Source organism: Sphingomonas sp. (assembly GCF_035758555.1).
In the GTDB taxonomy this organism is placed as follows: domain Bacteria; phylum Pseudomonadota; class Alphaproteobacteria; order Sphingomonadales; family Sphingomonadaceae; genus Sphingomonas_B.
The window spans coordinates 1-18,393 of record NZ_DASTXI010000004.1 but is presented as its reverse complement, the minus strand read 5'-3'; the positions used below and the strand labels follow the sequence as shown (position 1 = coordinate 18,393).

General features: G+C 66.1%; 20 protein-coding genes and 1 pseudogene. 10 read left to right on the top strand and 11 right to left on the bottom strand.

Annotation, left to right across the window (positions count from 1 at the left end):
- The 4 genes from VFT73_RS00190 to lepA all read right to left on the bottom strand — a co-directional run.
- Positions 1-473: hypothetical protein (locus VFT73_RS00190; protein ID WP_326408072.1), on the bottom strand; the 473-nt coding region annotated here is incomplete at its 3' end.
- A 132-nt stretch (positions 474-605) separates the two neighbouring features.
- Entirely contained in the window at positions 606-881 is a 276-nt protein-coding gene (locus VFT73_RS00185) for a type II toxin-antitoxin system RelE/ParE family toxin (protein ID WP_326408071.1), read from the bottom strand.
- Positions 881-1,069 (bottom strand): stability determinant, encoded by a 189-nt coding sequence (locus tag VFT73_RS00180; RefSeq protein ID WP_326408069.1) that lies wholly within the window; start codon positions 1,067-1,069, stop codon positions 881-883. Before VFT73_RS00180 ends, VFT73_RS00185 begins: the two co-directional genes overlap by 1 nt.
- 142 nt (positions 1,070-1,211) lie before the next feature.
- Entirely contained in the window at positions 1,212-3,020 is a 1,809-nt protein-coding gene (lepA, locus tag VFT73_RS00175; RefSeq protein ID WP_326408068.1) for a translation elongation factor 4, read from the bottom strand.
- Positions 3,021-3,279: 259 nt separating this feature from the next.
- On the opposite strand from lepA, the gene VFT73_RS00170 reads away from it, so the two are divergent.
- Complete coding sequence (locus VFT73_RS00170) at positions 3,280-4,032, top strand: CsgG/HfaB family protein (RefSeq protein WP_326408073.1); 753 nt, start codon at positions 3,280-3,282, stop codon at positions 4,030-4,032.
- Here the strand turns inward: VFT73_RS00170 and VFT73_RS00165 are convergent.
- Entirely contained in the window at positions 4,029-4,595 is a 567-nt protein-coding gene (locus VFT73_RS00165) for an ATP-binding protein (RefSeq protein ID WP_326408067.1), read from the bottom strand. The two genes, VFT73_RS00170 and VFT73_RS00165, sit on opposite strands and share 4 nt — an antisense overlap.
- Positions 4,592-5,176 carry a nicotinamide riboside transporter PnuC gene (gene pnuC / locus VFT73_RS00160; RefSeq protein ID WP_326408066.1) on the bottom strand — a complete coding sequence of 195 codons (585 nt, stop codon included), beginning with the start codon at positions 5,174-5,176 and terminating at the stop codon, positions 4,592-4,594. The genes VFT73_RS00165 and pnuC overlap by 4 nt, the downstream gene beginning before the upstream one ends.
- A 131-nt stretch (positions 5,177-5,307) precedes the next feature.
- Between pnuC and VFT73_RS00155 the strand changes: the two genes are divergently transcribed.
- On the top strand, positions 5,308-6,609 hold the full coding sequence (locus tag VFT73_RS00155; RefSeq protein WP_326408065.1) for an FAD-dependent oxidoreductase: 1,302 nt from the start codon (positions 5,308-5,310) through the stop codon (positions 6,607-6,609).
- On the opposite strand, the gene VFT73_RS00150 is transcribed toward VFT73_RS00155, so the two are convergent.
- Complete coding sequence (locus tag VFT73_RS00150) at positions 6,596-7,264, bottom strand: nitroreductase (protein ID WP_326408064.1); 669 nt, start codon at positions 7,262-7,264, stop codon at positions 6,596-6,598. The two genes, VFT73_RS00155 and VFT73_RS00150, sit on opposite strands and share 14 nt — an antisense overlap.
- Before the next feature lie 82 nt (positions 7,265-7,346).
- Here VFT73_RS00150 and VFT73_RS00145 point away from each other — a divergent pair, with 82 nt between their 5' ends.
- From VFT73_RS00145 to VFT73_RS00130, 4 genes are all read left to right on the top strand, one after another.
- Entirely contained in the window at positions 7,347-7,736 is a 390-nt protein-coding gene (locus tag VFT73_RS00145; RefSeq protein WP_326408063.1) for a four-helix bundle copper-binding protein, read from the top strand.
- A gap of 10 nt (positions 7,737-7,746) precedes the next feature.
- Positions 7,747-7,956 carry a hypothetical protein gene (locus tag VFT73_RS00140; protein WP_326408062.1) on the top strand — a complete coding sequence of 70 codons (210 nt, stop codon included), beginning with the start codon at positions 7,747-7,749 and terminating at the stop codon, positions 7,954-7,956.
- Positions 7,957-8,053: 97 nt separating this feature from the next.
- On the top strand, positions 8,054-9,226 hold the full coding sequence (locus tag VFT73_RS00135; RefSeq protein WP_326408061.1) for an acetyl-CoA C-acetyltransferase: 1,173 nt from the start codon (positions 8,054-8,056) through the stop codon (positions 9,224-9,226).
- Between the two features lie 125 nt (positions 9,227-9,351).
- On the top strand, positions 9,352-10,134 hold the full coding sequence (locus tag VFT73_RS00130; protein WP_326408060.1) for an SDR family NAD(P)-dependent oxidoreductase: 783 nt from the start codon (positions 9,352-9,354) through the stop codon (positions 10,132-10,134).
- 141 nt (positions 10,135-10,275) lie between these two features.
- Here the strand turns inward: VFT73_RS00130 and ppa are convergent, their stop codons facing one another.
- On the bottom strand, positions 10,276-10,818 hold the full coding sequence (ppa, locus tag VFT73_RS00125; RefSeq protein WP_326408059.1) for an inorganic diphosphatase: 543 nt from the start codon (positions 10,816-10,818) through the stop codon (positions 10,276-10,278).
- Between the two features lie 28 nt (positions 10,819-10,846).
- Positions 10,847-12,751 carry a M61 family metallopeptidase gene (locus VFT73_RS00120; RefSeq protein ID WP_326408058.1) on the bottom strand — a complete coding sequence of 635 codons (1,905 nt, stop codon included), beginning with the start codon at positions 12,749-12,751 and terminating at the stop codon, positions 10,847-10,849.
- A gap of 85 nt (positions 12,752-12,836) precedes the next feature.
- On the opposite strand from VFT73_RS00120, the gene hisS reads away from it, so the two are divergent.
- From hisS to VFT73_RS00100, 4 genes are all read left to right on the top strand, one after another.
- Positions 12,837-14,162 (top strand): histidine--tRNA ligase, encoded by a 1,326-nt coding sequence (gene hisS / locus VFT73_RS00115; protein ID WP_326408057.1) that lies wholly within the window; start codon positions 12,837-12,839, stop codon positions 14,160-14,162.
- Entirely contained in the window at positions 14,159-15,235 is a 1,077-nt protein-coding gene (gene prfA, locus VFT73_RS00110; RefSeq protein WP_326408056.1) for a peptide chain release factor 1, read from the top strand. Before hisS ends, prfA begins: the two co-directional genes overlap by 4 nt.
- 99 nt (positions 15,236-15,334) lie before the next feature.
- Positions 15,335-16,147 (top strand): peptide chain release factor N(5)-glutamine methyltransferase, encoded by an 813-nt coding sequence (gene prmC, locus VFT73_RS00105; protein WP_326408055.1) that lies wholly within the window; start codon positions 15,335-15,337, stop codon positions 16,145-16,147.
- A gap of 287 nt (positions 16,148-16,434) precedes the next feature.
- Positions 16,435-17,115, top strand: a complete 681-nt coding sequence (locus VFT73_RS00100) for a DUF4167 domain-containing protein (RefSeq protein WP_326408054.1) — start codon at positions 16,435-16,437, stop codon at positions 17,113-17,115.
- A 65-nt stretch (positions 17,116-17,180) separates the two neighbouring features.
- Here VFT73_RS00100 and VFT73_RS00095 read toward each other — a convergent pair whose 3' ends face one another.
- Both VFT73_RS00095 and VFT73_RS00090 read right to left on the bottom strand, forming a co-directional pair.
- Complete coding sequence (locus VFT73_RS00095) at positions 17,181-17,672, bottom strand: murein L,D-transpeptidase catalytic domain family protein (protein WP_326408053.1); 492 nt, start codon at positions 17,670-17,672, stop codon at positions 17,181-17,183.
- Positions 17,673-17,867: 195 nt separating this feature from the next.
- Positions 17,868-18,393, bottom strand: a pseudogene (locus VFT73_RS00090) (urocanate hydratase); the annotation flags it as partial.

The following is an 18,393-nucleotide window of genomic DNA, read 5'->3' as shown; positions in this document are numbered from 1 at the left end:
GCTTCCCGCAAGACTGCCAAGTGTTGCAGGGTGGCAATCGCAACCGGAGTTGAGATGGTGACCCTACTGTCTGGATCTTCCGCCGACCCAACTATCGTCTCGGACAACCCCTTGGTGTTCCGCGATAAAAACCTGTCGGCCGCATCGATCACGTTATCGTTAAAGTAGATTGGGCGACCTTGCCCAGCGGCAAGCTGCCGAAGGCCGCCAGTGGTTAGGTCCCGCGCGCGCGCGGCGATTTCTGCGCCATCTGCGTGTCCAGGCAACGGCACTGCCTCGACGATTATACGCGCTGGGCTGTTTTTGCTAAGGGCAACTACTCGCCAGTCAAACTGCTGGACTACCTCGCCGGTCAGTGTCTCAGCGACCCCGTAGAGCATTGCAAAGAAGTCCTGAATCTGATCGATCAGGTCTCCTAGGAGAGGGGCATCGGCCTCACCGCGCCCCGCAATGCTGATTTCTACCGTGGTCATCTATGCAGCCGCAGCCATCCCCCTTTGGTTATAAAGCGGCAGAATTGCCTTCAGGTAAAGAGCCACTCTTTCCTACATTGCTTCTGCCTTGTTCCGCTTCTCACGCGGCCATTCAGCTAATTAGGCGTGCCTTCAAGGATAGCGCTGCCGCGCATGCACGACGTTCACGATCTCGACGCTTTCGGCCGTGACCCGGTAGATCAGGATATAGTTCGGATGCACGACCGCCTCGCGCGTGCCAGCGACGCGGCCGGGACGGTACATATGGGGGTGTTCCGGCAATCGTTCGGCGCAGGCTTCGACGGCGGCGATCAGGCGATTGGCGGCCCCGACATCATGCTCGGCGATATACCGGAAAACAGCTCTGGCCTCTTCGCGCGCGGTCTCACGCCAGATCAGCCTCAACACTAGGAAGCTTTACGCCCGGCTTCTTTGATGATCGCGCGCATCTCGGCCATCACTTCGTCATGGGGGACCGGCGGGCGCGGGTCCGCGAGCGAAGCCGCGACCTTTTCCTTCAGCCACGCTAGGTAAGCCGCTTCCTCTTCGGCCGAACCGAACTCGGACACGATGGGCGAGTATGCGTTCATGCGCATAAGAATATCCGATAACGGATAAGAGTTGCAAATGTCCGCTCTGCTCCGTCACCCCGGACTTGATCCGGGGTCCACCTTCACTTTGCTGGAGTGAGAGGAAGGCAAGGTGGATGCCGGATCGGGTCCGGCATGACGAGAAGTCTCAGTCGTCATCCCCCATCCGAAGCGCCGCGATGAACGCCTCCTGCGGGATCTGCACCGAACCATATTCCCGCATCCGCTTCTTGCCCTCTTTCTGCTTCTCCAGCAGCTTGCGTTTGCGGGTGATGTCGCCGCCATAGCATTTGGCGGTCACGTCCTTCCTCAGCGCGGCGATCGTCTCGCGGGCGATCACCTTGCCGCCGATCGCGGCCTGGATCGGGATCTTGAACAGATGGCGGGGGATCAGGTCCTTTAAGCGCTCGCACATGCCGCGGCCGCGGGTTTCGGCGGTGCCGCGGTGGACGATCATGGAGAGCGCGTCGACCGGCTCGTTGTTCACCAGGATCGACATCTTGACCAGGTCGCCCTCGCGATAGCCGATCTGGTGATAGTCGAAGCTCGCATAGCCGCGGCTGATCGATTTCAGCCGGTCGTAAAAGTCGAACACGACCTCGTTCAGCGGCAGCTCGTAGGTCAGCTGCGCGCGGCCGCCGACATAGGTCAGGTTCTTCTGGATGCCGCGCCGGTCCTGGCACAGCTTCAGGATCGCGCCCAGATATTCGTCGGGCACATAGATGGTCGCCTCGATCCACGGCTCCTCGATCGTGTCGATCTTGTTCGGGTCCGGCATGTCGGCGGGGTTGTGGAGCTCGATCGTGCGCGCTTCGGCCTCGCCGGCGCTGCGGGTCAGCTGCAGGCGATAGACGACGCTGGGCGCGGTGGTGATCAGGTCCAGATCATATTCGCGGGTCAGCCGCTCCTGGATGATTTCCAGGTGGAGCAGCCCCAGGAAGCCGCAGCGGAAGCCGAAGCCCAATGCGGCGCTGGTCTCCATCTCGAAGCTGAAGCTCGCGTCGTTGAGGCGGAGCTTGGAGATCGATTCGCGCAGCTTCTCGAAGTCGTTGGCGTCGGTCGGGAAGAGGCCGCAGAAGACGACCGGCTGGACTTCCTTGAAGCCGGGCAGCGGGGCGTCGGCGGCGCGGCGGGCGTCGGTCAGCGTGTCGCCGACGCGGGCCTGGGCGACGTCCTTGATCTGGGCGGTGATGAAGCCGATCTCGCCGGGGCCGAGCTCGGTCAGCTGCTCGATCTTGGGGCGGAAGCAGCCGACACGGTCGATCAGATGCTGGGTGCCGGCCTGCATGAACTTGATCTGCTGGCCCTTCTTCAGCGTGCCGTCGATCACGCGGACCAGGATGACGACGCCCAGATAGGGGTCGTACCAGCTGTCGACCAGCATGGCTTTCAGCGGGGCGTTGGCGTCGCCCTTGGGGGGCGGGATTTTCGCGACGATCGCGTCCAGCACTTCGTCGATGCCGATGCCGGATTTGGCGCTGGCGAGCACGGCGTCGCTGGCGTCGAGGCCGATGATCTCCTCGATCTCGGCGCGGACCTTTTCGGGTTCGGCGGCGGGCAGGTCGATCTTGTTGATGACGGGCACGATCTCATGGTCGTGCTCGATCGACTGGTAGACGTTGGCAAGGGTCTGGGCCTCCACGCCCTGGGCGGCGTCGACGACGAGGAGGGCGCCTTCGCAGGCGGCGAGGGAGCGGCTGACTTCATAGGCGAAGTCGACATGGCCCGGCGTGTCCATCAGGTTCAGCGTGTAGCCGTTCCAGTCCAGGCGCACCGTCTGCGCCTTGATCGTGATCCCGCGCTCCTTCTCGATGTCCATGTTATCAAGCACTTGCGCCGACATCTCGCGGTCGGAAAGGCCGCCGGTCCGCTGGATCAGCCGGTCCGCCAGCGTCGACTTCCCATGGTCGATATGCGCGATAATCGAAAAGTTGCGGATTTTGTCGAGCGGAGTCATCGCGCGCGCCCTACAGCCTTGCGCGCCCGTGCAAAAGCCGTCGCGTCGCAGCCGCTTCTGCATTATTGTCGATCAAAAGGGGTCGCACATCGCAAAGCTTGTGACTGGGGTCACAAACCCGTGGCTTCGGCCGCGCTAGGGCGCATCCGGATTCGGACCAAGCGCCTGGGTTTAGGGAGACTTTGACGTGCGCAACCTCATTTCGATCTTCGCCGCCGCGACCGTGCTCGCGACTGCCCCTGCCGTCGCCCAGACGGACATGTCGTCGTCGGGCAGGACTTATAAGGACGGCACCACCAAGGGCGCGTCGTCCGCCCGCCGATCGCAGGAACGGGCGGAACGCCAGATCCCGGTCTGCAGCCGCAAACTCGGTTCGGTCGCGATCGTCGAGCCCGACAATCAATGGTGGCGCGAATATAATCTGGGCAGCCCTGAGGCGATCCTGAAGGTTTTCATCCAGCAGTCGGGCTGCTTCACGATCGTCAATCGCGGGCGCTCCCTGGCCAGCCGCAACATGGAGCGCGCGATGGCCGATTCGGGCGAGCTCCAGGCCGGCTCGAACCTCGGCAAGGGCCAGGTGAAAGCCGCGGACTATTTCCTGCAACCGGATATCGTGACCGCCAACAAGAATTCGGGCGGCGGCGGTGCCGGCGCGGCGCTCGGCGCGGTGGGCGGCCTGTTCGGCGGCTTCGGACGCGCGCTCGGCGGCATCGCGGGCGGGATCAACGTCAAGAAGGGCGAAGCGACCGTCACTCTGTCCGTCGTCAACGCACGCACGACCGAGGAGGAAGCGCTGACCCAGGGCTACGCCCGCAAGACCGACGTCAGCTTCGGCGGCGGCGCGGGTTATGGCTGGTGGGGTGGCTTCGCAGCGGCCGGCGGCGCGGGCTATCAGGACACGGCGATCGGCCAGGTGATCGTGCTCGCCTATCTCGATGCCTACACCAAGCTGGTCAGCCAGCTGGGCGGGCTTCCGCAGAACGCGGCAGCGGCCGCGCCCCAGGCCCGCTAAGCGACGTCGCGCTGAGACGCGCGGCGGACGGCATCGGGGAAGCAGCCGCGCTCGGCCGCTTCCCCGATCGCCTTCATCGCATTGTCGAAGCGCGCTGCGCCCTGGCCGCCGACGAGCGCCCAGCACAGGTCGCGCCGCTCCAGCTCCGCACGCGAGAGATCGAAGAATTTGCCGCGCAATTCGTCGCTGCCGAACATGCGCGTGCCGTCCGGCACCCAGGGCAGATCGATGTCGAACATCAGGTAGAAATCGGCGGTGTCGGCGAAGCGATCGAACCAGGGGTCGCGCTTGCCGAACAGCATGTCGGCCCAGACCGCCGTCATCAGCGGATCGGTGTCGAGCACCAGCCAGGGTGGACGACGATTCAGCGCCTCGCGCGTCGCCGCCAAATGTCCCTTCGCGATCGCGATCAGGTCGGTCATCGTGAAGCCGATGCCCTTGGCTTCGGACCAGGTGCGGCCGAACTCCGGGACATAGAGGCCGCCGAGTGCGCTCGCGATTCGCGGGCCCAGCGTCGACTTGCCCGTGCTCTCCGGCCCGTGCAGGCAGATCGTGCGCGTCATGCCGGCAGCGCCGCGCGTTCGGCTGGCAGCGCCCTGCGCCAGCTGAGCAGTCCGAATGCCGAGACGATCAGGAAAACGGTGTAAAGAAAGCCGGTCAACATCAGTCCCTTGCTCGCATAGACGCCGATCGCGACGGCGTCGACTGCGATCCACAAAACCCAATTCTCCAGATAACGCCGCGCCATCAGCAACTGGGCCGACACGCTCGTCATCGCTATGAACGCGTCCCACCAGGGCAGGGCCGCCGTGGTGAAGCGATGCATTAGCGCGCCCCAGACGAGTGTCGTTACCGCAATAACCGCAGCCCAGGCTACCCGGCCCGTCGCAGGCAGCAGCAGCACCTCCACCTCGCCGCTCACGGCTTCGGACTTCGACCAGTTCCACCAACCATAGAGCTGGACGATGAAGAAAAAGATTTGAAGACCGACATCGCTGTACAGCCGCACGTCCGGCTGCGCGAAAATCCAGGCATAGATCGCGACCATCGCCAGCCCGAACGGATAATTCCACACGCTCCGGCGGACGATCAGCCCGATATTGATCAGGCCGAGCAGCGTGGCCAGCGCTTCCAGCGGTTTCACGAGCGTTTCCTAACATTCGCCGGACAAGTGTCGAGAGCGGCGCGACGAATGGCGCACGCCCGTCGACGGCAGGCGGGCTTGCGCTCCCCCGCCGCCCCGCTAGCATCCACGCCAAAGGGCGGGAGAGCGGAATGCGCCACGTCGCGGTGATTGGGTCGGGTCCGGCAGGTTTCTACACGGCGGAAGCCGCACTGAAGGCGTTCGGCGACGGCATCTGCATCGACCTGATCGACCGGCTGCCGGTTCCCTACGGTCTGATCCGGTTCGGCGTCGCGCCCGATCATCAGTCGATCAAGGCCGTGTCGCGGCGTTACGAGCAGGTCGCGCTGACGCCGCATGTAAGATTCGTCGGCAATGTGTCGGTCGGCGGCGACGTCTCGGTCCCCGAGCTGCTATCGCTTTACGACGCGGTGGTGCTCGCGACCGGCGCGCCCGACGACCGGCCGCTCGACATACCCGGCAGCGATCTGTCGGGCGTGGTCGGATCCGCCGCGTTCGTTGGCTGGTATAACGGTCATCCGGACTTTGCCGATCTGGCGCCTCCGCTTGCCGGCCCCGGCGCGGCGGTGGTCGGGAACGGCAATGTCGCGCTGGACGTCGCGCGCATCCTGTCGAAAACCAGGGCGGAGTTCGAAGGCTCCGACATTGCCGCGCACGCGCTGGAGGCACTCGAGGCCTCGCGGATCGCGCGCGTGACTTTGCTCGGCCGGCGCGGCCCGCACCAGATCGCGATGACGCCCAAGGAGCTCGGCGAGCTCGGCCATCTGGAGCGCGCCCAGCCGCGCGTCGATCTCGCTGATTTTCCGGAACCTGGCGCCGACGCGCTGCTGGAGCCGGGTATGCGCAAATCGGTCGCGCATCTTCGCGACTTTGCCGCTGCACCACCGGTGCGCAAGCCGGTCACGATCGACTTCGACTTTTTCGCGATGCCCATCGCGATCGAAGGCGATGGCCGCGCGGAGCGGGTAATCGTCGAAAGAACCCGGCTGGATGACGAGCTGCGGTCGGTGCCGACCGGCGAGACCTATGCGGTGCCGGCGTCGCTGGTGGTCACCTGCATCGGCTACAAGACGCCACCGATCGAAGGCGTACCCTACGAACACGGCCGCGGCCGCTTCGCCAACAGCGACGGGCGAATTCTGCCCGGTCTCTATTGTGTGGGCTGGGCAAGGCGTGGGCCGACCGGCACGATCGGAACCAACCGCCCGGATGGCTACCAGGTCGCCGAGCTGATCGCCGCCGATATCGACAACGACAGCGGCAAGGGCGGACCCGATGGGCTCGACGCACTGCTTGCTAGCCGCAACGTCGACGTGGTCGCGTTCCGCGACTGGCAGAGAATCGAGGCCGCCGAGGCCGCCCGCGCCCGCGACGGCAGCCCGCGCGAGAAGTTCGTCTCGATCGACGAGATGATCGCCGCTAGTCGAACCTGAACGTCGCCCATTCGTCGACCGGCGCCCGGGCGCTACGCAGCCGGTTCGCCGGTTCGCTCGTGTCCTCATAGCCGATCGCCATGCCGCAGAAGAGCATCCGATCCGGCGGCGTGCCCAGGAACCGCGTCACGGTTTCCGGATACATGGCCCAGCATTCCTGCGGGCAGCAGGCAAGGCCAGCGTCGACGATCAGCAGCATCAGCGTCTGGAGATACATGCCGAGGTCGGACCATTGCGGCGGGCCCATGCCGCGCCCGACCGTGCAGAACAGGCCGACCGGCGCGCCGAAAAAGGCGAAGTTGCGCGCGAACCAGGTTCGCCGCGCTGCCCGGTCCTCCCGCGGGATGCCGATATGGCCGTACATCGCTTCGCCGATCTCGAACCGCCGCGCGCGGTACGGATCGTCGAGCTCGAGCGGATAAATGTCGTAGGCGGGTGCTTCGCGCTCGCCGGCGATGATCTTCGCGGCGATCTGCTGCTTAAACGAAGTAAGCGGGGCGCCGCCGACCACGTCGATGTGCCAGGGCTGTAGGTTCCCGCCCGACGGCGCGCGCGCCGACAGTTCGACCAGCCGCCGGATCAGTGCCGGGTCGACCGGCGTATCGAGGAATCCGCGGACGGAACGGCGGGCGAGCACGGCATCGGCAACGGTCATTCGGCATCCATAGGCAAGCTCGTTGCGCTTCGCCAATCAACCCGATCCGCGCTCGTTCGTTGGGGCGGCGAGGAGGAACGGAATGTCACTTGAGAAAATGATCGCGCTTCACCCCGACGTCGCCGGCAACGTCAATGCGGAGCTCGCGACCGCCGCGCGTCACGCGATGCTCTGTTCGCTGTTCTGCACCTCGTGCGCGGACGCCTGCATCGCCGAAGACATGGACATGACCGAGTGCATCCGGACCTGCCTCGACTGCGCCGACATCTGCGCAGCGACAGCCCGGTTGGCGACGCGGCGTGCAGGGCAGAATATCGCGATGCTCCGCGCGCAGGTGGAGACGTGCATCCGCGCCTGTGAGCTGTGCGCGGAGGAATGCGCCCGCCACGAGCATGAGCATTGCAAGCTGTGCGCGACGATGTGCCGCGAATGCGCCGACGACTGCCGCAAGGCGCTCCCCAGCATCCAGTGAGGACAAGCCGATGACTGACAGCAAGCATGACAAGGGCAAGAGCCCATTCCGGAGCGATCTCGATCGCAATCCCGGCGTCGGCCAGTCGAAGGGCGCCTTCATGACCGGCGAGGACCCGGAGGAGCTTGAAGGCGAGAACACGGTGGAAGGCGATGTCGAGAACGACACGACGGCGGTCGGCGGCGCCTCGGACCGGAAGCTCGGCCACACCAATCGTTGAGCGAAGGCCGCTCTCGCTAACGTAAACGTCAATTCCTGCTTGCCCGCGGTGCTGCGATGCGCAATGCATCGGGCATACGGACAACAGGAGTTGAGCGATGGCCGGGGCCTATATCGTCGATGCAGTGCGGACCGCGGGCGGCAAGCGTGGGGGCAAGCTCGCCGGCTGGCATCCTGTCGATATGGGCGCGGCGGTACTCGATGCGCTGGTCGAGCGGACTGGCATCGATGGCGGCGCGGTCGAGGACGTCATCATGGGCTGCGTCATGCAGGGCGGCCAGCAGTCGTTCCAGGTCGGCCGTAACGCGGTGCTGGCGACGAAGCATCTGGGCGAGCGCACGCCCGCCGTCACCATCGACCGCCAGTGCGGATCGTCTCAGCAATCGATGCAATTCGCGGCGCAGGCGGTGATGTCCGGCACGCAGGACGTGGTGATCGCTGCTGGCGTCGAATCGATGACGCGCGTGCCGATGGGCACCACCGGCGCATTCCACGCCAAGGAAGGGCTCGGCACCTACAAGTCGCCGGGGCTGGAGGCGAAATATCCGGGTGTCCACTGGTCGCAGTTCATGGGCGCCGAGATGCTGGTGAAGAAGCACGGCTTCTCGAAGGACGACCTGGACCGCTTCGCTCTCGCCAGCCACCAGAAGGCGAAGGCGGCGACGGAGGCCGGCCGGTTCGACTCGGAGATCGTGCCGCTGGAGATCGAGACGCCGGACGGCCCCGACCTTCACCGCGCCGACGAAGGCATTCGCTTCGACGCGACGCTGGAGGGAATCGCCGGGGTGAAGCTGCTGCAGGAAGGCGGTGCGATTACTGCGGCCAATGCCAGCCAGATCTGCGACGGCGCCTCGGCGGTGCTGATCGTCTCCGAACAGGCGCTCAAAGAGCATAGCCTCACCCCGATCGGCCGAATCCACAACGTGACCGTCACCGCGGGCGATCCGGTGATCATGCTGGAAGAGCCGCTGTTCGCGACCGACCGGGCGCTGAAGCGCGCCGGGCTGCGGATCGAGGATATCGACCTCTATGAGGTCAACGAGGCGTTCGCGCCGGTGCCGCTCGCCTGGCTGAAGCATGTGGGCGCCGATCCGGAGAAGCTGAACGTGCATGGCGGTGCGATCGCGCTCGGCCATCCGCTCGGCGCCTCGGGCACCAAGCTGATGGCGACTCTGCTGAACGCGCTGAAGGCGCGCGGCGGCCGCTATGGCCTGCAGACGATGTGCGAAGGCGGCGGCGTGGCCAATGTGACTATCGTCGAGCGCTTGTAGTCATCCGGGGGAAAAACTCCGTCACCCCGGCCTTGAGCCCGGGTCCCGCTTCTTCCTGTTCGAATTGCGGACAAAAGCGGGACCCCGGGTCAAGCCCGGGGTGACGAACTTGGGAGGGGTTCTAAATGAAACTGGACAATACCATCGCCGCGGTCGTGACCGGCGGTGCCTCCGGGCTCGGTGCGGCGACGGCGCGGGCGTTGGCGGCCAAGGGTGTGAAGGTCGCGATCTTCGACCTTCAGGTGGGCAAGGGCGAGGATGTCGCGCGGGAGATCGGCGGCCTGTTCTGCGAAGTGAACGTGACCTCGGACGAAAGCGTCGACGCCGGATTCGCCAAGGCGCGCGAGGCGCATGGGCAGGAGCGAATCCTGGTCAATTGCGCGGGCACCGGCAATGCGATCAAGACTGCCAGCCGCTCGAAAGAGGACGGCTCGATCAAGCATTTCCCGCTGGATGCGTTCAACTGGATCATCCAGATCAACCTGGTCGGCACCTTCCGCTGCATCGCCAAGTCGGCAGCCGGCATGCTGACGCTCGACCCTCTCGATGGCGGCGAGCGCGGTGCGATCGTCAATACGGCGTCTGTCGCAGCCGAGGATGGGCAGATGGGCCAGGCCGCCTATTCAGCGTCGAAAGGCGGCGTGGTCGGCATGACGCTGCCGATCGCGCGCGACCTGATGAGCGAGGGCATCCGCGTCAACACGATCCTGCCCGGCATATTCGACACGCCGCTGCTCGCCGCCGCCCCGCAGAATGTGAAGGACGCGCTCGCAGCGTCGGTGCCATTCCCGAAGCGGCTCGGCCGGCCGGACGAATATGCCCAGCTCGCGCTGACGATGATCGAATGCGGCTATTTCAACGGCGAGGATGTGCGCCTGGATGGCGCGATCCGCATGGCGCCGCGGTGAGCCGCAGGGCGCCTTGCGCCGCCCCGGCGCAAGACTCGCCCAAGGCCGGCCGGCGTGGCGCTCGCGCCACGACCGACGACGCGGGACTTGCTCCCGCGTCGGCCCCACCCCAACCTCTCCCCTGAAGGGGAGGGGCTTCAGTCAGGCGCCAACCTTTGCCGCCTTCGCCCGCTCGATCGCTTCCACCACGATCCGGCGCGCGGTTTCCGCGCCTTCCCAATGGCCGACCCGGACCCACTTCTTGGCTTCCAGGTCCTTGTAGTGGGTGAAGAAGTGCTCGATCTGCTGCGCGACGATCTCGGGCAGGTCGCTGCGTTCCTCTACCTTGGTGTAATAGGGGAAGGTGTCGTCGACCGGCACCGTCAGCAATTTCTCGTCGCCGCCGGCTTCGTCTTCCAGCATCAGCACCGCGATCGGGCGGACCCGGACGACGCAGCCGGGGATGAAGGGCGAGCGCGCGACGACCAGCGCGTCGAGCGGATCGCCGTCCGGCGACAGCGTGTGGGGCACGAAGCCGTAGTTCGCCGGATAGCGCATCGGTGTGTGCAGGATGCGGTCGACGAACAGCGCGCCCGACTTCTTGTCGAACTCGTATTTCACCGGCTCGCCGCCGACCGGCACTTCGATGATGACGTTCAGGTTGTGCGGCGGTTCGTCGCCGCACGGGATAAGATCGATGTTCATAGGTCTGGCTCGAAACTGAAGGGTCAGCTCACCTGGGCGTGAGCAGCCTGTCCAGCGCACCCTCTCCGGTGCCGAATTTTTCGAGGCGCGGGTAGCGCAAGCCGCCGTGCCAGTCGAGCGAGACTTCGCGATACGCGTCGAAATTGCGCACCAGTAGCTGGATCGGCTCTTTGGCGTTCGCCGCTGCCCGGATCGCATCCTTCACGACGTCGGCCGAATAGGGCTTGCCGTTTACCGCCACCAGCTCGGTACCGACCGTCAGCCCCGCCTTGTACGCCGGCCCACCCCAGATCACCGACGAGATCTTGCGGTCCTTGTCGACCGAGAAGCCGCCCGAATAGCTGAGGTCGGTGCCCTTGGAGCGTTTTTCTCCGTCCTTGAAGAACGGCGTCGGCTCGGGCGTGTAGACCAATTTGTAGCCGCTCGCGGTGAAGCCGGTCAGTGGCGCGCCTTCGGCATGCTCGAACAGCCGCATGTTGAGCAGGCCCGCCCAATCATAGGGCGCGATACCGTTCAGCGTACGGACGATATCGTCGAGCGTGTAGGTGACCGTGCCCCAGTCGCGGTCGCGGATCCCGAAGAATGCCCGCGCGAAATCGTCCATGCCGCGCTTGCCGTCGGTCAGGCGGCGGAGCGTTGCATCGACTTCCAGCCAGACCAGCATGCCTTCGTTATAATAGTCCTCCGATCGCTGCCAGCTGACCCAACCCTTGGGCCGCCGCGCGGAGATGATCGGATCGTAGGTCGTGTCCTCGAGGCCGCGCCACTCGCGCGCCGGACGATGGTCGAGCACCGCCGCGATCGAGGCGAGCGCGTCCAGCGTCTCCTGCTTGGTGAACAGGCCCGAACGCGCGCCCAGCACATAGCCCCAGAATTGCGTCTGGCCTTCATAGACCCAGAGCAGGCTGTTCTTGGTCGGCGTGTTGTGATCGGGCGTCCACAGCCCGGCGGGGCGGCGGAATTTGCCGTTCCAGCTGTGCGTGAACTCGTGCGCCAGCAGGTTGCGGCGGCCCGGTCCCTCGTTCCACTTGGTGAAATATTCCGGGTTGGCGCCATTTTCGGAGCTGCGGTGATGCTCCAGCCCGATGCCGCCCATCTGGTCGGTCAGGGCGAGCAGGAACTCATATTTGTCGTAATGCTGCGCGCCGAACAGCTTGACCGCCTGCTGGACCAGGCGGCGATGCGTATCGATCTGCTCGGGCGTGGCGGCAAGGTCGGCGGGCTCGTCGGCGACGATGTTCAGCCGCACGTCGGGCGTCAGCTGGTCCTGACGGAAATACTTGCCCGCAAAGACCGGCGAATCGAGCAAAACCTCATAATTGGTCTTCTCGTAACGATAGACGCCGCCGGACTCGTTCGACGGCAATCCCGAAAAGGCGCGCCAGCCGTCCGGATAGCGGGCCGTCGCCTCGATCGGAATCTGCCGCGCATAATAGCCGGCGGGATAGAGCGAGACCGAGTTCCATTGCAGGTTCAGCATCGCCGGCGTCGCGACGATCCGGCCCTGGTTGGAGGCGGTCGCCGACAGGAACTGGAACGAAAGCTCGACGGTCTTCGCGCCGTCCGGCACGTCGATATGGAAAGCATAGACGTCGTACGGATCGCGCCGCCACGGCAGCGCCTTGCCGTTCGCGGTGATCACAAGCCCGGCAAGCTTCTCGATCTCGCCGCGCGGCGCGTGGTTGCCCTGCAGCCATTTGGGGAACAGCAGGGTCATCGGCCCGGCCTTGTCGACCGGGATCGATTCCTTCACCCGGAAGATGCCCTGCGCCACGTCGGTCGCGTCGACATCCAGACGAATCGTGCCGGGATAGGGCACGTCCCGCGATTGCGGAACCTGGGCGATGGCGGGAATCGCCTCGGGCCGGCTGTTCTGGGCGAAGGCCGAGGCGGCGATCAGCGATGTGGCGAGTAAAAGCGAGCGAATGATCATGCCGGCTCGCTAACGACAAATCGCACGGCGCGCTAGGAGCGGACGCTGGCGGAACGGCCTTTCCTCGCATAGAGAGCGGCGCCTTATGGGAAAGATCGAAACGCCCCGCCCCATCCGCGGCACGCAGGACATGCTTGGCGAGCAGGCGCTGCGCTTCCAGCACGTGGTCGACACGTTCGACCGGGTGCGCAAGCTTTACGCCTTCCAGCGCGTCGAAGTGCCGGTGTTCGAGGCGACAGCGGTGTTCGCGCGGTCGCTGGGCGAGACGACCGACGTGGTCTCGAAGGAGATGTACAGCTTCGAGGATCGCGGTGGGGATTCACTGACGCTGCGGCCCGAATTCACCGCCGGCATTGCCCGTGCCTACCTGACCGAAGGCTGGCAGCAATATGCGCCGCTGAAGGTCGCGACGCACGGGCCGCTGTTTCGCTACGAGCGGCCGCAAAAGGGGCGGTTCCGGCAGTTCCATCAGCTCGACGCCGAAGTGATCGGCGCGGCCGAGCCGACGGCGGACGTCGAGCTGCTGGTGATGGCCGACCAGTTGCTGAAGGAACTTGGCGTCAGCGACGGCGTGACGCTGCAACTGAACACGCTGGGCGATTCCGAGACGCGCGCCGCCTGGCGCAACGCGCTGGTCCGCCACTTCCAGGCGCATCGCGGCGAGCTGTCGGAGGAGAGCCTCGACCGGCTCGAGCGCAACCCGATGCGCATTCTCGACAGCAAGGACCCGCGCGACCGCCCGATCGCCGACGCGGCGCCGTCGATCGACGACGTGCTGACCAGCGAGGCCGGCGCGTTCTTCGAAGCCGTGACCAAGGGCCTCGATGCCGCCGGCGTCGCCTGGACCCGCAACCCGAGCCTGGTCCGCGGCCTCGACTATTACCGCCACACCGCGTTCGAGTTCGTCACCGATCGTCTGGGAGCGCAAGGCACGGTGCTGGGCGGCGGCCGCTATGACGGCCTGATCGAAACCCTCGGCGGCCCGCACACGCCCGCCGTCGGCTGGGCGGCCGGGATCGAGCGGCTGGCGATGCTGATTGAGGCGCCTGCGCCTGAAAAGGTGGAGGTGGCGCTTGTCGGTGAGACAATAGAGGGCCAGCGGCTCGCGCTCGAAATTGCGGCTCTGTTCAGGCAAAATGATATTGCAACCGAACTGTTTGTGACCGGCAAGCGTCAGAAACGATTCAGCAGGGCTCAGGCAGTCAGTCCCGGGATGATCATTGCACTCGATCGAGCAGTGTCTGCTCCTCCTGGTCACGAGCTTATTCGACTAGCCAATCTTGCTGCCGATGAGTCCAGCCTGAGACAAAGGGCCGAAGCGGCCATTTGCAGGAAATTCAGGTTCGAAGAGCCTGATGGCCTACTCGCCGGTGGTTGGCGGGGCATTACTCGCATCGACGGCAATCCATGACCACCATCTCCCCAGAACGGATCGCGCAGATTGAGGCGCGGCGGGACGAGTTGCAGGCGCTGATGGCGTCGGGCGAGCTCGCGGCCGAGCGGTTCGTCGCGGTCTCGAAGGAATATGCGGAGCTGGAGCCGGTCGCGGCGGCGGCGGGGGAGGTGCGGCGGCTGCGTGCCGAGCTCGACGTGCTCGCCGAGATGGCGAACGACAATGATCCCGACATCCGCGACATGGCGGCCGAGGAAGTCGCTTCGATCCGCGAGCGGCTGCCGCATGCCGAGCGCGATCTGGCGGTCAAGCTCCTCCCCCGCGACGCGGCCGACGAGCGCGCGGCGATGCTCGAAATCCGCGCCGGAACCGGCGGCGACGAGGCGGCTTTGTTCGCGGGCGACCTGTTCCGCATGTACCAGCGCTATGCCGAGGAGCGCGGCTGGCGCGTCGAGCTGATCTCCGCCAGCCCGGCCGAGCTCGGCGGCTACAAGGAAGTGGTGGCGAGCGTGACCGGCCAGGGGGTGTTCGCGCGGCTGAAATTCGAAAGCGGCGTCCACCGTGTCCAGCGCGTGCCGGCGACCGAGAGCGGCGGCCGCATCCACACCTCTGCCGCCACTGTCGCGGTGCTGCCCGAGGCAGAGGACGTCGATGTCCATATCGACGAGGCCAAGGACCTGCGCATCGACATCTACCGCTCGTCCGGCCCCGGCGGCCAATCGGTCAACACGACCGATTCCGCCGTGCGCATCACCCACCTGCCGACCGGGCTGGTGGTGATCCAGCAGGACGAAAAGTCGCAGCACAAGAACAAGGCCAAGGCGCTGAAAGTGCTGCGCACCCGCCTTTATGAAATGGAGCGCGAGCGGCTGCACAACGAACGCGCCGGCGCGCGCAAGTCGATGGTGGGCTCGGGCGACCGATCGGAGCGCATCCGCACCTATAATTTCCCGCAAGGTCGGGTGACCGACCACCGCATCAACCTGACGCTCCACCGCCTGCCCGAAATCCTCGAAGGCCATATGGACGAGTTGATCGAGGCGCTGATTGCCGAGGACCAGGCGGAAAAGCTGGCGAATTTGGATGGATAGGCGGGGCGAGGGAAAAGGGTTCGCTCGTCCCGAGCGAAGTCGAGGGGCGATTTGACGGACGCCGGGCCGCGCCCCTCGACTTCGCTCGGCACGAGCGGGATGTCTGCGGCTCTGACCAAAGCCGCCACGCTCCTCGCCCCCGTCTCCCCCACCCCTCGCCTCGACGCCGAGCTCCTCCTCGCGCATGCCCTCGGCATCTCCCGCGAGGCGCTGCTGCTCGGCCCCGCGCGGCCCGTTCCGCCCGCATTTGAAGTCCTGATCCGCCGGCGCCTCGCGCATGAGCCGGTCGCCTACATCACCGGCACCAGGAGCTTCTGGACGCTCGATCTCCACGTCACACCGGACGTGCTGATCCCGCGGCCCGATAGCGAGACGCTGATCGAGACCGCGATCGCGCATTTCGGCGCCCGCGCGCCTGCGACGATCCTCGATCTCGGCACCGGCTCGGGTGCGCTGCTGCTGGCGAGCCTCGACCAATGGCCGGACGCGCGCGGTCTCGGCATCGACCGGTCGGCCGCAGCGCTGGCCGTCGCGCGCGGCAATGCCGAGCGGCTCGGCTTCGGCAACCGCGTCCGCTTCGTGCAGGGCAGCTGGGCCGATGCGCTCGCCGCGCGCTTCGACCTGATCTTGTGCAACCCGCCCTATGTCGAGGCGGAGGCGACGCTCGCGCCCGACGTCGCCGACTATGAGCCCTCCGCGGCGCTCTATGCCGGTCCCGACGGCCTCGACGACTATCGCCGCCTCGTGCCGCAGCTGCGGCGCCTGCTCGCGGGGAACGGCGTTGCCGTGCTCGAGATCGGCGCGACCCAGGCAGCCGCCGTGTCGCGGCTGGCCGAGCGCGCAGGACTGAACGCCGCGACGGCGCAGGATCTGGCGGGACTCGACCGTTGTGTCGCCCTCACTGCGCCCTGACACAGATCAGCAAGATTTTGGCGTTAATTTGCACTTGGTTTTTCGAACGGCAGCCACTAGATAAGGGCTCAGAGGGGAAGGCAGTTTTTCGGAAACAGCGCCGGACGGCGGTTCGAAAAGGGCCTCCCATCCCCACAGCTAAGACGCGGTAAGACCCGGCCGCGCTGGCGAATGGCGTGAGCCTGCGCATGCGGCGCGGCTCCCCAGGGCCGCGCATCCGATGAAGTTCGAGAAGGACTGGACGGCGCCGGAACGGAAAAGTTTTTGGGTGAAGTAGAGGACATCCCTTGATCGACAATCGTCAGAGCGGCCGCCGTCGCGGTCGTGGCGGCCAGCGGCCGCAGGGCAATCCGGGTCGCCCCGGTGGCGGCGGCAACCGCATCGACAATCGCGCCCGCGGCAACGCCCAGCAGCTTCACGAGAAATACAAGAATCTCGCGCGCGACGCACAGATGGCCGGCGACCGCGTCACCACCGAATATTACCTCCAGTTCGCGGACCATTATTTCCGCGTGCTGAGCGAATCCCGCGCCCGCTTCGAGGAGCAGCGCCCGCAGCGCACCAACTCCGACGAGGAGTTCGACGGCGAGGACAGCGGCGACGAGTTCGAGGCGCGCGACAACAACCAGCGTCGCGAACGCAACGATCGCGGGGACCGCAACGGCTTCCGCCGCGACGGCGAACGCCGCGAGCGCCAGAACGAGCAGCAGCCTGCTGAGGCGGCCGGCGAAGCGAACGAAGCGTCGGAGCAGCCGCGCAGCGGCGAGGACGATCAGCGCCGCAATCGGCGCCCGCGCCGTCAGCGGGAGGACAATGAACCGGCCGAGGCGTTCGACGCGGACCGTTTGCCGCCTTCGATCGCCGTCGACAACGAAGGCTCGGACGAACAGCCGGCGCCGCGGCGCCGCGGCCGTCGCCCCCGCGCCGAAAGCGCCAACGACACGGTCGAAGTGCCGCCCGCGGCCTGAACGCTCGAGAGGGAATCAAAAAGGGCGTCCACCGCAGTGGGCGCCCTTTTTGTTATCCGACGAGCCTAGAATTTGCCGGCGGTGATCAGCCGGCCGGGGCCGAGCCGCTCCAGCACGCGCGGGAGATCGGCCTCGCTGAACGCGAAACAGCCTTCGCTGCGGCCGAGCTTGCCATGCTCCGCCACCATCTGCGGGCCGACGTACCAGGCGCCGTGCATCACCACCGCGCGCGGCTCGGCATTGCAGTTGGTCGGATCGAGCCCTTCCAGCCGCATCGAGCGGCCGTGTTTGCCCTGATACTCGCCGGCGGTCAGATAAACGCCCGAAGAGGTGGCGTTCGACCCCTCCTCGTTGGAAAAGCGCTTCAGCCAGCCGCTGTGATCCGGATCTGACCCCCGTCCGTGCGCGACGAGGAAGCTCGATACGCGGCCGTTCGCCATATCGACGAGATGAAAACGCGGATCGCGCGACGCCGGGCTGAAATCGGCGACGCCGACGATATCGCGGTGCGTTGCCGCGCCACCATGCGTCGCCAGCGCCCGCCGCGCCGCCTTCACAATATCAGATTCGTCTTGTTTCGGAGCGACCAGCGTCCCGAGCGCAGCCGGCGCCCGGGCCCTCCCCGTCACCGCCAACGCCGCCACGGACCCGATCAGCCCCCGCCGCGAAATCAACATGGGTCGAAGGTATGGACGAAGGTTCCGCACAACAACCGGTACCAACGCGCCCCCGACACGACTCGTCGTGGTTCTTCAGGCGCCCTGTAGCGAGGGCAGATCGAGCCCCTTCTCGCGCGCGCAGTCGACGGCGATGTCATACCCCGCATCCGCGTGCCGCATGACGCCGGTCGCGGGGTCGTTCCACAGCACGCGTTCCAGCCGCGCTGCGGCTTCGTTGGTGCCGTCGGCGACGATGACCATGCCGGCGTGCTGCGAATAGCCCATGCCGACGCCGCCCCCGTGGTGCAGCGATACCCAGGTCGCGCCACTGGCGGTGTTGAGGAGGGCGTTGAGCAGCGGCCAGTCCGAGACCGCGTCAGAGCCGTCGCGCATCGCTTCGGTCTCGCGGTTCGGGCTGGCGACGGAGCCTGAGTCCAGATGGTCGCGGCCGATCACGATCGGCGCCTTCAGCTCGCCATTCCGGACCATCTCGTTGAAGGCGAGGCCGAGCCGGTGGCGGTCGCCCAGCCCGACCCAGCAGATGCGCGCCGGCAGGCCCTGGAAGCTGATCCGCTCCTTCGCCATGTCGAGCCAACGGTGGAGATGCGCATTGTCAGGC

What these genes read in the sequence shown, in the direction of transcription:
- VFT73_RS00180 (WP_326408069.1), bottom strand. Translation starts at nt 1,069, where the DNA reads ATGCGCATGAACGCATACTCGCCCATCGTGTCCGAGTTCGGTTCGGCC.
- lepA (WP_326408068.1), bottom strand. Translation starts at nt 3,020, where the DNA reads ATGACTCCGCTCGACAAAATCCGCAACTTTTCGATTATCGCGCATATC.
- VFT73_RS00170 (WP_326408073.1), top strand. Translation starts at nt 3,280, where the DNA reads ATGTCGTCGTCGGGCAGGACTTATAAGGACGGCACCACCAAGGGCGCG.
- VFT73_RS00165 (WP_326408067.1), bottom strand. Translation starts at nt 4,595, where the DNA reads ATGACGCGCACGATCTGCCTGCACGGGCCGGAGAGCACGGGCAAGTCG.
- VFT73_RS00155 (WP_326408065.1), top strand. Translation starts at nt 5,308, where the DNA reads ATGCGCCACGTCGCGGTGATTGGGTCGGGTCCGGCAGGTTTCTACACG.
- VFT73_RS00150 (WP_326408064.1), bottom strand. Translation starts at nt 7,264, where the DNA reads ATGACCGTTGCCGATGCCGTGCTCGCCCGCCGTTCCGTCCGCGGATTC.
- VFT73_RS00145 (WP_326408063.1), top strand. Translation starts at nt 7,347, where the DNA reads ATGTCACTTGAGAAAATGATCGCGCTTCACCCCGACGTCGCCGGCAAC.
- VFT73_RS00140 (WP_326408062.1), top strand. Translation starts at nt 7,747, where the DNA reads ATGACTGACAGCAAGCATGACAAGGGCAAGAGCCCATTCCGGAGCGAT.
- VFT73_RS00135 (WP_326408061.1), top strand. Translation starts at nt 8,054, where the DNA reads ATGGCCGGGGCCTATATCGTCGATGCAGTGCGGACCGCGGGCGGCAAG.
- VFT73_RS00130 (WP_326408060.1), top strand. Translation starts at nt 9,352, where the DNA reads ATGAAACTGGACAATACCATCGCCGCGGTCGTGACCGGCGGTGCCTCC.
- ppa (WP_326408059.1), bottom strand. Translation starts at nt 10,818, where the DNA reads ATGAACATCGATCTTATCCCGTGCGGCGACGAACCGCCGCACAACCTG.
- VFT73_RS00120 (WP_326408058.1), bottom strand. Translation starts at nt 12,751, where the DNA reads ATGATCATTCGCTCGCTTTTACTCGCCACATCGCTGATCGCCGCCTCG.
- hisS (WP_326408057.1), top strand. Translation starts at nt 12,837, where the DNA reads ATGGGAAAGATCGAAACGCCCCGCCCCATCCGCGGCACGCAGGACATG.
- prfA (WP_326408056.1), top strand. Translation starts at nt 14,159, where the DNA reads ATGACCACCATCTCCCCAGAACGGATCGCGCAGATTGAGGCGCGGCGG.
- prmC (WP_326408055.1), top strand. Translation starts at nt 15,335, where the DNA reads ATGTCTGCGGCTCTGACCAAAGCCGCCACGCTCCTCGCCCCCGTCTCC.